Origin of the sequence: Amycolatopsis kentuckyensis (genome assembly GCF_041679295.1) — a bacterium.
GTDB lineage: Bacteria > Actinomycetota > Actinomycetes > Mycobacteriales > Pseudonocardiaceae > Amycolatopsis > Amycolatopsis kentuckyensis_A.
In genome coordinates, this window is record NZ_JBGDMD010000010.1 from 62,037 (window position 1) to 75,498 (window position 13,462).

The following is a 13,462-nucleotide window of genomic DNA, read 5'->3' on the forward strand; positions in this document are numbered from 1 at the left end:
GCCGGTGGCGTTCACCGGTTCGGCCGCGGAAACGGGCAGACTGGTCCCAGCGACAGGGGATTGGAGTTGCCGTGTACCGGGTTTTCGAGGCGCTCGACGAGCTCGTCACCATCGTCGAGGAGGCGCGCGGCGTCCCGATGACGTCCAGCTGCGTGGTGCCCCGCGGCGACGTGCTCGAACTCCTCGACGACGTCCGCGACGCGCTCCCCGCGGAGGTCGACGACGCCCAGGACGTCCTCGACAAGCGCGACGACCTGATCCACGCCGCCCGCAAGGAGGCGGGGGAGACGGTCGCGGGGGCGAACGCCGAGGCCGAGCGCGCGATCGCGGAGGCGACGGACGAGGCGGAGCGCATCCTGGCCGACGCGCGGGCGCGGGCCGAGCAGATGCTCGCCGACGCGCACGACCAGGCCGACCGCACGGTGGCGGCGGGCCAGGCGGAGTACCAGAACCTCACGGACCGCTCCCGGGCGGAGTCCGAGCGCATGATCCAGGCCGGCCGCGACGCGTACGACCGAGCGATCGAGGACGGCCGCGCCGAGCAGGCGCGGATGGTGGCCCAGACGGAGGTCGTCCAGGCGGCCCACGCGGAGTCGGCCCGCATCGTGGACGAAGCCCACGCGGAGGCCGACCGCCAGCGCGCGGACTGCGACGCGTACGTGGACGGGAAGCTGGCGGAGTTCTCGGAACTGCTGGCGACGACGCTGCGGACGGTCGATTCGGGACGCAACCACCTGCGGTCGCCGGCGAACCTGCCGAGTTCGGGCGGGCGGCCGACGCTGTACGACTACCAGGTGTGACGAGCCTCTCAGCCCGCGTGCTGTGCGTCTGACCGCCTGCCCGGGTTCGAGCGTCGTGAATGTCGCATTCGGGGCGTCGGAGACACCCGGCCCGGACCCGCCACCGCCGGCGCGAGCGTTCTTCCTCACCGCGTTGTCCCCAGGGTGGGCCGGTTGTGGACAACCGGCCCGCGGCGGTGCCTTTCCCGGCTTTTCGTCGGCCGGCGCCGGTAGACTGGCCCAGGGACGCCCCCCTGGGAGTGGTGGGGTCCCGGCAAAGTCGGGCGGGGTGATGCTCCGCCCGGCACCATCGCCCGCGGGGCGCTGGGCCGAAGAGGCGCTTCGGCGGGATGCCGAGTTTCGGTGGTCATGAACGACTCGTTCATGCCAACTGCCACCTGAACGACTGCCCACCGTCTCGCCTCGCCCCAAAGGCCGACGCGAAAGGCGAGAGGCCCCGAGAACGTGCACCGACGAGAACCCAGACTCCCCCGCACCCCGATCCGAAGCCAGAACACGGCCGGCCGTAGTCACCATGACAGCTTCGGGGTGCCGGAAGGCGCTTTGACAGAACAGCTGCCCCCACCCCACCTCACGCGACCCGAATGCACGTCCCCAAGCCCCGCCCCAAACGCCATGAATGACCCATTCACGTCACCTGACGCCAAGGCTCCACCAGCCGGGCGGGGCGATGCTCCGCCCGGCACCACCGCCCGCGGAACGCCGGACCGAATAGGCGCTTCGGCAGGATGCCGAGCGTCGATGGTCATCAACGACTCGTTCATCGCATCCGGCGAGATGAAAGACTCGTTCATGACGTCACCGGCCGCCGGACCGGCCGCACCGATCCGACTTTGCCGGCCTCCCCTCCACGCACAAACGTCTTGAATGAGTCATTCAGGACCTCCTAGGTCCTGAATGACTCATTCAAGACCCGCCGGCCCGCGCCCGCCTCCGCGCCGCCCAGCTCAAGCCGCCCAGCTCAAGCCGCCCAGCTCAAAAGGGGTGGCGACCAGTGCGTACCCTGGACTGGATGTCCGAGAACAAGACCCCCCAGCTCGACGACCGCAGCCCCTGGGTGATCGACACCCGTGAGCTCGGCCGTCACGCCGGCCTCAGCCGCGCCCTCACGCGCAGCGTGCCGGTGGAGACGCCGCTCGGCGTCCCCGATGTCATCACCATCGAAGCCGGCTCCGAGCTGGAACTCGACCTGCTCCTCGAGTCCGTCGTCGAAGGCGTCCTCGTCAGCGGCACCGCGAAGGCCACGGCCAAGGGCACCTGCGCCCGCTGCCTCGACCCCCTCACCGAAGAGGTCGAGGTCGAGGTCCAGGAGCTGTTCGCCTACCCGGGCTCGGCCACCGAGGAGACCACCGAGGAGGACGAGATCCCCCGGCTGGTCGACGACCGGATCGACCTCGAATCCATCGTGCGCGACGCGATCGTGCTGGCCCTCCCGCTGGCGCCGCTGTGCACCGAAGACTGCGCCGGGCTCTGCACGGAGTGCGGCGTCAAGTGGGCCGATCTCGAGCCCGGACACGGGCATGAGAAGATAGACCCTCGGTGGGCCGCACTGGTCGAGCGCTTCGACGAGAACGCGGGCGAAAAGCCCGGGCCCAGCTGAAGAAGCAAACCTGACGAGCGCCCCAGCTCGATCCGGTGAGAAAGTTCGCTCGCACGACCGCGAGCAGACCGTCTTAAGGAGATCTACTCGTGGCCGTCCCGAAGCGGAAGATGTCGCGATCCAACACGCGCTCCCGCCGCAGCCAGTGGAAGGCGGCTCCGGTGCAGCTGGTGCCCTGCTCCAACCGCGCCTGCAAGCAGCCGAAGCTCCAGCACATCGCGTGCCCGTCGTGCGGCCAGCACAACGGTCGCCAGGTCGTCGAGCCCGCCTGATCGGGTAGCCGACATGGGGGGCAAGACGCCCGGGGGACCACCCGCCGATCCGGCGCCGTTGCTCGAAGCGCTCGGGGTCACACTCGACCCCGAGCTGCTCCGGCTGTCGCTGACCCACCGTTCGTACGCGTACGAAAACGGGGGTCTGCCGCCGAACGAGCGGCTCGAGTTCCTCGGTGACGCGGTGCTCGGCCTGGTCGTCACCGACCACCTCTACACCACGCACCCCGACCTGCCCGAAGGTCAGCTCGCGAAGCTCCGCGCCAGCGTCGTCAACATGCACGCGCTGGCGCGGGTCGCCCGCGGGCTCGGCGAGGGCGGGCTCGGGGCGCACCTGCTGCTCGGCAAGGGCGAAGAGCTCACCGGCGGCCGGGACAAGGCGAGCATCCTCGCCGACGGGCTGGAGGCGGTCATCGGTGCCGTCTACCTCGAGCACGGCATCGAGATCGCGCGCAAGCTCGTGCACCACCTCTTCGACGGCCTGCTCGCCGAAGCGCCGCTGCGCGGTGCCGGTCTCGACTGGAAGACCAGCCTGCAGGAGCTGACGGCGTCGGCCGGCCTCGGCGTGCCCGAGTACAAGGTCGAGGACACCGGGCCGGACCACCGCAAGGAGTTCACGGCCACGGTGCTCGTCGCCGGCCGTCCCCTCGGCCACGGCACCGGTTCGACGAAGAAGGAAGCCGAGCAGAAGGCCGCCGAGACGGCGTGGCGCTCGCTGTCCGCCGAGCTCGAGGCCGAGAAGAAAGACGACGCGGAGTCCTGATCACCGGGAACCTCCGTTGACGATTTCCCGAACCGCTCAGTAGCGTGTGGCGATCCGCCGCGCTCGTACTGACTGAGAGGTTTGGCGGAATGCGTCTGTTCTTCGTCCCCTTGCTCGCGGCGGCGCTCATCGTCGTGCCCGGATCGGTGGCTTCGGCCGCGCAGATCCGCGTCACGTCGCTTTCGGCGCTGCAGTCCGCCATGGACAAAGCGAACCCCGGCGACACGATCGTGCTCGCCGACGGCTCCTACTCCGCGGGCTCGACGCTCTCGATCAAGCGGTCCGGCACGAGCGCCGCGCCGGTGACCGTCGCCGCGGAGCACACCGGCCAGGCCACGATCACCGGCTCGAAGACGTTCGCCTTCGCGAGCGGCGTCTCGAACGTCGTGCTGCGGGGGTTCAAGTTCCGGGGCAGCGCGAAGCTGAGCGTCCCGGCCGGAGCGCCGGGCAACCGCTTGACCCGCAACGACTTCCAGCTCACGACCGACGGCAACTGGGTGACGGTCAGCGGCGACGACACCGTCGTCGACCGCAACGTCTTCCAGAACCGCACCACCCAGGGCGTGTTCCTGCAGATCCTCGGGCCGTCCGGCGCGATGGCCAAGCACGTCCACGTGCACCACAACTACTTCTACAACCACCAGTTCAGCGGCTCGAACGGCGGCGAGTCGATCCGGCTGGGCCTCAGCGACCACCAGTCGTACACGGCCAACGCGCTGATCGAGAACAACCTGTTCGAGAAGGCGGACGGCGACAGCGAGGCGATCTCCGTCAAGTCGTCGGACAACGTGGTGCGCTACAACACGATCCGCGACAGCAGGGGCTACATCGTGCTGCGCCACGGCAACCGCAGCACCGTCGAGGGCAATGTCCTCTTCGGTTCGGGGATCCGCTTCCACGGCAACGACCACAAGATCGTCAACAATTACGTGGCGAATTCCGGCGACCGCGCGATCGTGTTCGGGTCCGGCGACGAAGCCGACAGCGGGCCGACGAGCAAGCTGCACGACCGCCCGGACCGCGTCACGGTCGCGTACAACACGGTGCTCGGCAGCAACAGCGTGATCGACGGCGACGGCGGCGACTTCAAGCCGAAGGACTGCGTGGTCGCGGACAACATCGTCAAGGGCACGTCGGGAACGCTCGTGACGTTGCCGAGCGGGTCGACAGTCAAGTACGAAGGCAACATCACGTTCGGCGGCACCGCCGGGATCCCGTCGCGGTCGGTGGACCCGAAGCTGGTCAAGGACGCCGCCGGGCTGTACCGGCTGGCTTCCGGCAGCCCGGCGATCGACGCCGGGGTGGGGTCGTACCCGTTCGCGGCGAAGGACTTCGACCTGCAGGCCCGCAGCGGTGCGTACGACGTCGGCGCGGACGAGTACTTCGCGTCCGGCACGACCCGCGTCCCGCTGACGAAGGCCGACGTCGGACCGTCCGCGCCGTAAAACTGTCAGACCCCCCGGGCACAATGGTCGTATGCCCGAACTCCCCGAGGTCGAAGTCGTCCGCCTCGGCCTGCAGACGCACGTCGCGGGCCGGACCATCCGCGAGGCGGAGGTCCTGCACCCGCGCGCCATCCGCCGGCACGCGCTCGGCGCGGAGGACTTCACGAAGCGGCTGATCGGCAGCCGCGTCGAGGCGGCGCGGCGCCGCGGCAAGTACCTGTGGCTCGAGCTGTCCGACAAGGAGGCGCTGCTGGCGCACCTCGGGATGAGCGGGCAGATGCTCGTCCAGCCCGAGGGCGCGCCGGACGAGAAGCACCTGCGGGTGCGGCTGCGCTTCGCCGACGACGGGCCGGAGCTGCGGTTCGTCGACCAGCGGACGTTCGGCGGCCTGGCGCTCGACGACGTCCACGACGTCGGCGACGACGTGCTGCTCCCGGACACGATCGCGCACATCGCGCGCGACCCGATGGACCCGGCGTTCGACCTGGACACTGCGGTGCGCGCGCTGCGGTCGCGGCGCACGGAGGTCAAGCGGGCGCTGCTGGACCAGACGCTGGTGTCGGGCATCGGCAACATCTACGCGGACGAAGCGCTGTGGCGCGCGCGCCTGCACTGGGCCCGGTCGACGGAGAAGCTGACGGTCGCGAAGGGGCGCGAGCTGCTGTCGGCGGCGTCGGACGTGATGAACGCGGCCCTGGGCGCGGGCGGCACGTCGTTCGACGCGCTGTACGTGAACGTGAACGGGCAATCGGGGTACTTCGACCGGTCGCTGGACGCGTACGGCCAGGAGGGGATGCCCTGCCACCGCTGCGGCACGGCGATCCGGCGGGAGCCGTTCATGAACCGGTCGTCGTTCTCGTGCCCGCGGTGCCAGCCGCGGCCGCGCGCAAACTTGCGTTGATAAATGGTGTTCAGCTTTCAGCTAGGATGAATGTGCCTGGTAGCTGAGGGAGTGCATCGTGGTCAAGGAGCCCGGAAAGTCGACGCTGGCCGACAAGATCGACCGGCTGTTCCACGTGGTCCGCAGGCCCGATCGGGAGCCGTACAGCAACGAAGAGGTCGCGAAGGCGTGCCGCGAGGCAACGGGCGAGAGCTTCTCGACGACGTACTTGTGGCAGCTGCGCACGGGCCGCCGCGACAACCCGACGAAGCGTCATTTGGAGGCGCTGGCCCAGTTCTTCGGAGTCCCTCCGGCATACTTCTTCGACGACGAGCAGAGCACGAAGATCGCGGAAGAGCTGGCCTTGCTGGGAGCGCTGAGAGACGCGGGGGTCCGGGATCTGGCGCTGAGAGCGGTGACGCTGTCGTCGGACGGGTTGGACACGATCAGCGACATGATCGACGCGATAGCCCGGAGGGAGGCAGGCCGCGGCGCACCGAAGAGGGAGGGCTGAGGTGACGGCAGTGGCCAGGCCCGGCCGACAGCCGGGGGTTCGGGTGGCTCGCCGGCCAAGCGCCGACTCGCCTCCGAACCAGCGCCGCCGCCCAGGCGGCCGCCGGCCGAGCGCCGCCGTGAGCCATCAGCCGGGCTCCGGGTTCTGCCGCCGGACCAGCGCCGGATCGGTCAGCGGCTCGGGCCGCCGGCCGAGCGCCGCCGTGAGCCATCAGCCGGGCTCCGGGTTCTGCTGCCGGACCAGCGCCGGATCGGCCAGCGTCTCCGGCCGCCTGCTGGGCGCCGACTTGCGGGCGAGCGAGCGCCGCCAACCAATCGCTGCCCCGAGCCGCCGCCCGCGAGCCATCCCGCTACCTCGGCCGAAACTCGCGTCTGCGATCTTCCTCCCCTCGCGTATCCCCGCCGCCACCTTCGCGTTGAACCGGCCGAGGCCGTGGGGGCGCGGCATGAGGGAGGGCTGACGTGACGCAACCTTCGCGGCGCGCGGGGCGCGCTCTGTGGAAGCGGGCTCGGGAAGTCGCCGATTCCGTTGCCCTTCCCGAACCCTTCGATGCCGAGGCCTTCGTCGCAAGCCTCGCCGCGAACCGGCGGCGTCCGATCGAGCTCATGCCCGTCAGCGCTCCCGAAGGCGCTCCCTGCGGGCTGCTCATGAGCACCGAACGCGCCGACTACATCCTCTACCCCACCAACACCACCGCCCTGCACCGGCGGCACATCCTGCTCCACGAGGTCGGCCACCTGCTCTGCGGTCACACCGGCCCCGACGGTGGCGCGGACGGCGTCGCCATCGACGCCGCCGCCGGGCGGCAGCTCATGCCGAACCTTTCGCCCGAACTCGTCCGGCGCGTGCTCGGCCGCACCACCTACACCGAGGTCGAAGAACGCGAAGCCGAGCTCGTCGCGAGCCTGCTCGCGCAACGCGCCGTGCGGCCCGAAGAGCCGCGGGAACTCGCCGCCGACGTCCCGGACGGCGTGCGGCGCTTCGACTCCCTCTTCGGCGGCCGGTCCCGCCGCCGGGCGCCGTGATCGAGACCCTCGCCTACTACCTCTGCCTGGTCGGCTTCGCCGGGTTCGGCTACAAGCTCGTCGAGGCGCGCCACAGCCAGCCGGTGCGCACCATGTGGTTGCTCGCCGGCTTCGGGATCTGCATCGCCACCGGCATCGTCGTGCTGACGCCCGCGATGGCCGCCCTCGCCGGACCCGGCCCGGTCGCCGAGTGGGTGCTGAGCCTGGCCGGCGACGAGCTCAAGCTGGGCGCGATCGGGTTCGCCGTCGCGTTCACGCAGTCCGTGTGGCGCGGCGAAGGCGCCCGCCTCACCCCGCACGCGCTGTTCACCGGCGCCACCATGGTGCTGCTCGCCGTCTGCTTCGTGCTCTCCGAGCCGCAACGCGTCGGCGACGACACGGTCTTCTCCGCCGACGGCCTGCCCTTCGCCCTGGCGGACAAAGTCGTTTTCCTGGTCTACAGCCTGATCAGCCTCGGCCTGCTGATCGCCGTCTTCGCCCGCAGCGCGTGGCACGCCGAGCCCGGTCCGCTGCGCACCGGGCTGTGGCTGCTGCTGGTCGGCGTGGTGGCGGCGTTCGCGTGGACGTTCTGGGACGTCGACGACGTCCGCCGGCTCGCCCAGACCGCGCGGATCGGCGCGCGCGAAGACCTGCCGTCATCGGTGCTCGCCGCCGCGACGATCGGGTTCGTCGCCGCCGGCGCGACGCTCTCCGCGTGGTCGCCGGCGGTGTCGTCGGTGATCGGCCGGGTGCGGGCGTACCGCGCGTACCGCCGCATCGAGCCACTGTGGACGGCGTTGCGCACGGCGGTGCCCGGCATCGCGCTCGACCCGGGCCGCGAGCTGGCGGGTGGCGCCGAATTCGCGTTGTACCGCCGGGTGATCGAGATCCGCGACGGCCATCTGGCGCTCCGGGCCCACTTCGACCCGGAGCTCCCGGCCCGCGCGGAGACGGCCGCCCGCCGCGCGGGAGTCCGCGAAGCCGACCTCGCCGCGACGGTCGAGGCGGTGACGCTGGCCGCGGCGATCGAGGCGGGCCGCGAGGGCCGCCGCTTCGAGACGGCGCGACGCGAGCCCGGCGACCTGCGGGAAGCGGACGCGGACGTCGAAGCCGAAGCGGCCTGGCTCGTCCGCGTCAGCCGGGCCTGGCAGCGGGTCGTGAGTGGGAAACAGGGTTAGCACACTGTTTCTCACTCACGACGGGTAACGCGCCCCGTTGACCGTCACCCGCAGCGTGTAGACCGAGCTCGACGCCGTGATGAACAGCTCGTTGCCCCTCGCTCCGCCGAACGTGAAGTTGGCGCAGATCTCCGGCACCCGCAGCTTGCCGATCAGCGTGCCGTCCGCGGCGAAGCAGTGCAGGCCGTCGTGGGCCGCCGCCCAGACCTGGCCTTCGCTGTCCACGCGGACGCCGTCGAACACGCCGTCGTCGCACGTCCCGAAGATCTCGCCACCCGAGAGCTTTCCGCCGGAACCCACGCCGAACACCCGGATGTGGCTCGGCTGCCGCCGGGTGTCCACTATGTACAGCAGCGACTCGTCGGCCGAGAACGCCAGCCCGTTCGGCCGTGAGAAGTCGTCCGCGACGATCCGCACGTCGCCCGACGGGTCGATGCGGTACACGTGGCACGCGCCGATCTCACTCTCCGCCCGGTACCCCTCGTAGTCGCTGTCGATGCCGTAACTCGGGTCGGTGAACCAGATCGACCCGTCCGAGTGCTCGACGACGTCGTTCGGGCTGTTGAACCGCTTCCCCTCGAACTCCGCCGCCAGCACGGTGATCGAGCCGTCGTGCTCGGTGCGCGTGACGCGGCGAGTGCCCTGCTCGCAGCTGATCAGCCGTCCGTGGCGGTCGACAGTGTGCCCGTTCGAGTACTGCGACGGCTGCCGGAAGACGCCGACCCGGCCGGTCGTCTCGTCCCAGCGCAGCGTCCGGTCGTTCGGGATGTCGCTGAACACGAGGTAGCGCCCGGCCGGGAAGTACGCCGGCCCCTCGGTCCAGCGGCAGCCGGTGTGCAGGCGCTGCATCCACTCGTCACCGTTGACGCGCGCGAAGCGCTCGTCGAGCACCTCGAAGTCCGTCTTGACCAGATCCATCCACTCACCCCTAATGAGATTCTGCGAACAGCATGGATCGCCGAACCTGGTATGGTCAAGTAGTGGACGAAGTGGATCGCATGCTGCTCGCCGAACTCCAGCAGGACGCGACGCAGGCCTACGCCGCGCTCGGCAAGGCGGTCGGCCTTTCCGCCGGTGCGGCCCACGAGCGGGTCCGGAAGCTGCGCGAGCAGGGCGTGATCCGCCGGACCACTGTGGACGTCGATCCTGCTGCGGTCGGCCGCGGCGTCGCGGCGTACGTCCTCGTCGAGGCGAACGCCTGGATGGGGGACGAGCCGGTGCGCGCGGCGCTCGACGCGCTGCCCGAGGTGGTGGAGGCGCACGTCATCGCCGGACCGGCGTCGCTGCTGGTCAAGGTGCGCACGCCGACGACCGAGCAGCTCCAGGCGTCGCTGCGCCGGCTCTTCGCGATCGACGGCGTCACCGGTACGCAGACGATCGTGGTCCTCGAATCCTTCTTCGAACGCCCGGTGGACCCCACCGCCTGAAGCTGCCGACACGCCGTTCGGCCCTCCGCCGTGCGCACTACTGTGCAATGCGTGGTACCTTTCCAAGCGTAAGACTGGAGGGTGCAGTGGAGATCAGTCAGCTGCTCAAAGGGGTGCTCGATCTCGCCGTGCTCGCGGTGCTCCGCGAGGAAGACGGCTACGGGTACGACGTCCTGCGAAGACTCAGGAGCGCCGGCCTGGACGAGGTGGGGGACGCGTCGGTGTACGGGACGTTGCGCAGGCTCTACAAAGCCGGCCTGCTCACCTCGTACGTGGTGCCCAGCGAAGAGGGGCCGCACCGCAAGTACTACAGCCTGAACGAGCCGGGCCGGGTCCGCCTCGCGGAGTCGGGCAAGACCTGGCAGAGCTTCGCATCGACGATGAACGTGCTTTTGGGAGAGGCAGCATGAGCGAGAAGCCGACCGCCGTGCGGGTGTATCTGGCGCGGGTCCGCACCGCGCTCGCCGACCTGCCCGCGAGCGAGATCGAAGAAATCCTCGAGGACGTCCGCCCGCACCTGGCGGAGCTCGAAGCCGAGCTGGGGGAGGGTGCCCGCGTCGAGGCCCTGATCGAACGGCTCGGCACGCCCGAAAGCTACGCCGCCGAGTTGCGCGCGTCCGGTGGGTACCCGGCGCCGGCCGAAGGGGCGACGCAGGTGCTCGCCACCGCGAAGAGCCCGAGTCTCGCGAAGCCGCGCATCGCGTTCTGGGGCCTGGTGCTCAGTGCCCTCGCGCTCGCGCTGTTCGCGTTCGCCGCCGCTGTGCGCGTCGACCCGGACGGGCTGCTCGGCGCCGTGCTCTTCCTGCCCGTGTTCCTCATCAGCCTCTTCCTGCTGCTGCGCGGCGGGGTCGAGCCGGTGCTGGCGCTGCCGGAAGTGGTGTGGGTGCGCCAGGCGCTCGCCAAGGGGCGCGAGCAGGAGGACTCCGGGAAGGCGATCAGCTACCTCGCGTCGCTGAAGCCGGCGTGGTGGATCGTGTGCGCCGTCGTGCTGGTCGCGTTCGGGCTGCTGCTCATGCTGCGGTCGCGCAGTGCGGTGCTGCTGCTGCCGTTCCTGCTCGTCGCGGGCGGCGCGGCCGTGTGGGCGGGCCCGCGGTTGCGCGGTGACCGGCGGCTGCTGTGGGTCGCGGTGCCGATCTCGGCGTTCGTCATCGGCGGCATCCTGGGCGGCTTCGGCGCGGCGGTGGACCTCATCTCGCACCGGAACTCCTACTCGAGCTCGCCGTCGTACTACCCGTCGTCGTCCGACCGGTACGGCAACGAGCAGCTGACCTACGGCGGCAGCGAGGTGGAGAACGTCTACGCGTTCGACGCCGAGGGCAAGCCGCTCACGGAGGTCTACCTCTACGACGAGGAGGGCCGCCCGCTGACGCTGACCCGCTACGGCTGCGAGCGCTCGAGCGGGACCAAGGAGAAGATCGGGGCGGACAACCGGTTCCCGCGGCCGCGGGTCGAGCAGGGCGTGACCGACGACCAGGGCAACTACAACGGCTACAACGGGTACCGCTCGGCCTGTCGCGAGGACGCTGGGGTGCCGTTCAGCGCGGCGATCCCGAAGGTGACGGCCCCGCCGACGACCTCGGCTCCGACGACGTCCGCCACGGCGACGCCGACGCCGACTCCGCCTCCGGCGACGACACCGACGCGGTAGAGCTTTCAGGAGCGGAGGTCGGGGCCGCTCCTGATGCGACGAAGGCCGCCTCCGGAACACCGGGGGCGGCCTTCGGCCTGTTCACCCGATCCCAACGTGGGCGAAACGTCTCGCGAACGCGGGCGTGCTGAGCTGGGTTCGTGCCACTCACGGAGGTCGGGGCGGACACCTTCGCCCCGCGCACACGGGTCGTCCACGGATACGAGCGCGCCTACCGGATGGCGGGGCGCGGGCCGGCCCTGCTGTTCCTGCACGGGATCGGCGACGACTCGGCGACGTGGCTGGAGCTGCTGGCGTCGCTGTCGGCCGACCACACGGTGATCGCGCCCGACCTGCTCGGCCACGGCGCTTCGGCCAAGCCGCGCGCGGACTACTCCGTCGCGGCGTACGCGTGCGGCATGCGCGACCTGCTGACCACCCTCGACGTCGACCGGGTGACCGTGGTCGGGCACTCGCTCGGCGGCGGTGTGGCGATGCAGTTCGCCTACCAGTTCCCGGAACGCTGCGAACGGCTCGTCCTGGTCGGCTCGGGCGGCGTCGGGGCGAGCGTGCACCCGCTGCTGCGGCTGGCCGCGGCGCCAGGTGCCGGGCTGGTGCTGCCGCTGCTGGGCAGCCGGCCGGCGCTGACGGCGCTGCGCGGGTTCGCCGAGCTGCTGCGGGTGTCCGAAGGGCTGGGGCTGGGCCCGGACCTCGATTACGTGCTGACTCGCTACGTCCGGCTGCTCGAGCCGAGCACACGTTCGGCGTTCCTGCGCACCCTGCGTTCGGTCGTCGACTGGCGCGGCCAGGTGGTCAACATGCTCGACCGCTGCTACCTGACCGAGGGGATCCCGACCCTGCTGGTGTGGGGTACCGACGACCGGGTGATCCCGAGCGGCCACGCGCTGCGCGCGCACCGGGCGATGCCGGGCAGCAGGCTGGTGCTCTTCGAAGGCGCGGGCCACTTCCCGCACCGGTCCGACCCGAAGCGGTTCCTGGAGATCCTGCGCGAATTCCTGGCGCAGGCGCCGCCGGCGACCTACGACCGCGGCCGCTGGGGCGACCTGCTGCGCGCGGGCCGGCCGGCGGGTTCGCCCGACCCGGCGGAGGCCGGCGACGTGCCGGCGGTTTCCTCGGGGACGTGAGCAGCCCCCGTTTTCCACGCTACCGGCGGGCACCGACAGTTCCGGGCGCCGAGGTCGGCGGTGTGGACGACTTGGGCGCCGGCTCGGCATTGTGGACAACCCGGGGCGCGTTCGCCGAGGGCGCCGGGAATTGTCGGCCCTCTCCGGTAGCGTGGAAAACGGGGGACCCCCTCAGGCCCGGAAGCGACGAAGGCCGCCTCCGGAACACCGGGGGCGGCCTTCGATCTTCAGCGGGTCAGTGGCCGAAAGCGCTGCGCGCGGCGAGGTCCGCCAGCAGCGCACGGCCCTTCTCGGCGTTGCGCGGCTGGGAAAGGACGTCGTAGCGGCGGGCGACCAGCTGGCTCTGCGAGATGAACCCGCGCTTGTTGCGGTTCACCGCGTAGCCCAGCGCGCCGAAGAGCAGGTTGAACCCGAGACCGGCGACCAGGCCGATCACGATCGGGACCAGGCCCGCGCCCGGGTTCAGCAGGCTGAGCACCAGGCCGAGGAACAGGCCGAACATCGCGCCGGAGGTCGCCGCGCTGCCCAGCACCTTGCCCCAGGACATCTTGCCGGCGACGCGCTCGACGAGCATCGGCTCCACGCCCACGATCGTGACGTCGGTGACCGGGAAGTCCGTGCCCGCGAGGTGGTCGACCGCGCGCTGCGCCTGCTCGTAGGACTCGTAGGAACCGATCGGCCAGCCGGTGGGCATGGTGGGCAGCTGCGGCCGCGCCTGCTGCTGTCCGATCGCGTTCTGCTGCGTGAATGCTGTGGTCATCGATCTCACCTCTCCTGCCCCGTTCAACGTGGGAGTACCCGGAATTC

16 protein-coding genes are annotated in these 13,462 nt (G+C 70.8%); 13 read left to right on the forward strand and 3 right to left on the reverse strand.

The genetic code is table 11. The features are described 5' to 3' along the window. Nucleotides 1–71 precede the first annotated feature (71 nt). The 7 genes from ACERZO_RS36605 (at nt 72) to ACERZO_RS36635 (ending at nt 6,274) form a co-directional block, all read left to right on the forward strand. The gene (locus ACERZO_RS36605; protein WP_372670476.1) at nt 72–800 is read left to right on the forward strand and encodes a DivIVA domain-containing protein; all 729 of its coding nucleotides are present in this window, start codon (nt 72–74) and stop codon (nt 798–800) included. Nucleotides 801–1,812: 1,012 nt separating this feature from the next. Further along, entirely contained in the window at nt 1,813–2,400 is a 588-nt protein-coding gene (locus ACERZO_RS36610; RefSeq protein ID WP_372670477.1) for a YceD family protein, read from the forward strand. An 89-nt stretch (nt 2,401–2,489) separates the two neighbouring features. Next, entirely contained in the window at nt 2,490–2,672 is a 183-nt protein-coding gene (rpmF, locus tag ACERZO_RS36615; protein ID WP_013223689.1) for a 50S ribosomal protein L32, read from the forward strand. A gap of 13 nt (nt 2,673–2,685) precedes the next feature. Further along, complete coding sequence (gene rnc / locus ACERZO_RS36620) at nt 2,686–3,435, forward strand: ribonuclease III (RefSeq protein WP_372670478.1); 750 nt, start codon at nt 2,686–2,688, stop codon at nt 3,433–3,435. Nucleotides 3,436–3,524: 89 nt separating this feature from the next. Beyond that, nucleotides 3,525–4,880, forward strand: coding sequence for a chondroitinase-B domain-containing protein (locus tag ACERZO_RS36625; RefSeq protein ID WP_372670479.1), 1,356 nt, complete (start codon nt 3,525–3,527; stop codon nt 4,878–4,880). Between the two features lie 31 nt (nt 4,881–4,911). Then, entirely contained in the window at nt 4,912–5,781 is an 870-nt protein-coding gene (gene mutM / locus ACERZO_RS36630; protein WP_372670480.1) for a bifunctional DNA-formamidopyrimidine glycosylase/DNA-(apurinic or apyrimidinic site) lyase, read from the forward strand. 58 nt (nt 5,782–5,839) lie between these two features. Next, nucleotides 5,840–6,274 carry a helix-turn-helix domain-containing protein gene (locus ACERZO_RS36635; protein WP_372670481.1) on the forward strand — a complete coding sequence of 145 codons (435 nt, stop codon included), beginning with the start codon at nt 5,840–5,842 and terminating at the stop codon, nt 6,272–6,274. Between the two features lie 210 nt (nt 6,275–6,484). On the opposite strand, the gene ACERZO_RS36640 is transcribed toward ACERZO_RS36635, so the two are convergent. After that, entirely contained in the window at nt 6,485–6,619 is a 135-nt protein-coding gene (locus tag ACERZO_RS36640; protein WP_372670482.1) for a hypothetical protein, read from the reverse strand. A gap of 149 nt (nt 6,620–6,768) precedes the next feature. On the opposite strand from ACERZO_RS36640, the gene ACERZO_RS36645 reads away from it, so the two are divergent. Together ACERZO_RS36645 and ACERZO_RS36650 are read left to right on the forward strand one after the other, a co-directional pair. Further along, on the forward strand, nt 6,769–7,299 hold the full coding sequence (locus ACERZO_RS36645) for a hypothetical protein (protein ID WP_372670896.1): 531 nt from the start codon (nt 6,769–6,771) through the stop codon (nt 7,297–7,299). After that, complete coding sequence (locus tag ACERZO_RS36650; protein ID WP_372670483.1) at nt 7,296–8,456, forward strand: MAB_1171c family putative transporter; 1,161 nt, start codon at nt 7,296–7,298, stop codon at nt 8,454–8,456. The genes ACERZO_RS36645 and ACERZO_RS36650 overlap by 4 nt, the downstream gene beginning before the upstream one ends. 15 nt (nt 8,457–8,471) lie before the next feature. On the opposite strand, the gene ACERZO_RS36655 is transcribed toward ACERZO_RS36650, so the two are convergent. After that, the gene (locus tag ACERZO_RS36655; RefSeq protein WP_372670484.1) at nt 8,472–9,374 is read right to left on the reverse strand and encodes an SMP-30/gluconolactonase/LRE family protein; all 903 of its coding nucleotides are present in this window, start codon (nt 9,372–9,374) and stop codon (nt 8,472–8,474) included. Between the two features lie 62 nt (nt 9,375–9,436). On the opposite strand from ACERZO_RS36655, the gene ACERZO_RS36660 reads away from it, so the two are divergent. From ACERZO_RS36660 to ACERZO_RS36675, 4 genes are all read left to right on the forward strand, one after another. After that, entirely contained in the window at nt 9,437–9,883 is a 447-nt protein-coding gene (locus ACERZO_RS36660) for an Lrp/AsnC family transcriptional regulator (RefSeq protein ID WP_372670485.1), read from the forward strand. Between the two features lie 86 nt (nt 9,884–9,969). After that, on the forward strand, nt 9,970–10,293 hold the full coding sequence (locus ACERZO_RS36665) for a PadR family transcriptional regulator (protein ID WP_372670486.1): 324 nt from the start codon (nt 9,970–9,972) through the stop codon (nt 10,291–10,293). Further along, nucleotides 10,290–11,531 carry a DUF1700 domain-containing protein gene (locus ACERZO_RS36670; RefSeq protein ID WP_372670487.1) on the forward strand — a complete coding sequence of 414 codons (1,242 nt, stop codon included), beginning with the start codon at nt 10,290–10,292 and terminating at the stop codon, nt 11,529–11,531. The genes ACERZO_RS36665 and ACERZO_RS36670 overlap by 4 nt, the downstream gene beginning before the upstream one ends. Nucleotides 11,532–11,749: 218 nt before the next feature. After that, complete coding sequence (locus ACERZO_RS36675; RefSeq protein ID WP_372670897.1) at nt 11,750–12,655, forward strand: alpha/beta fold hydrolase; 906 nt, start codon at nt 11,750–11,752, stop codon at nt 12,653–12,655. A gap of 235 nt (nt 12,656–12,890) precedes the next feature. Here the strand turns inward: ACERZO_RS36675 and ACERZO_RS36680 are convergent, their stop codons facing one another. Then, a complete protein-coding gene (locus tag ACERZO_RS36680; protein ID WP_372670488.1) occupies nt 12,891–13,415 on the reverse strand; it encodes a general stress protein in 525 nt (174 codons plus the stop codon). Nucleotides 13,416–13,462: the final 47 nt, after the last annotated feature.

What these genes read in the sequence shown, in the direction of transcription:
- ACERZO_RS36670 (WP_372670487.1), top strand. Translation starts at nt 10,290, where the DNA reads ATGAGCGAGAAGCCGACCGCCGTGCGGGTGTATCTGGCGCGGGTCCGC.
- ACERZO_RS36625 (WP_372670479.1), top strand. Translation starts at nt 3,525, where the DNA reads ATGCGTCTGTTCTTCGTCCCCTTGCTCGCGGCGGCGCTCATCGTCGTG.
- mutM (WP_372670480.1), top strand. Translation starts at nt 4,912, where the DNA reads ATGCCCGAACTCCCCGAGGTCGAAGTCGTCCGCCTCGGCCTGCAGACG.
- ACERZO_RS36680 (WP_372670488.1), bottom strand. Translation starts at nt 13,415, where the DNA reads ATGACCACAGCATTCACGCAGCAGAACGCGATCGGACAGCAGCAGGCG.
- ACERZO_RS36655 (WP_372670484.1), bottom strand. Translation starts at nt 9,374, where the DNA reads ATGGATCTGGTCAAGACGGACTTCGAGGTGCTCGACGAGCGCTTCGCG.
- rnc (WP_372670478.1), top strand. Translation starts at nt 2,686, where the DNA reads ATGGGGGGCAAGACGCCCGGGGGACCACCCGCCGATCCGGCGCCGTTG.
- ACERZO_RS36675 (WP_372670897.1), top strand. Translation starts at nt 11,750, where the DNA reads ATGGCGGGGCGCGGGCCGGCCCTGCTGTTCCTGCACGGGATCGGCGAC.
- ACERZO_RS36640 (WP_372670482.1), bottom strand. Translation starts at nt 6,619, where the DNA reads ATGGCTCGCGGGCGGCGGCTCGGGGCAGCGATTGGTTGGCGGCGCTCG.
- ACERZO_RS36610 (WP_372670477.1), top strand. Translation starts at nt 1,813, where the DNA reads ATGTCCGAGAACAAGACCCCCCAGCTCGACGACCGCAGCCCCTGGGTG.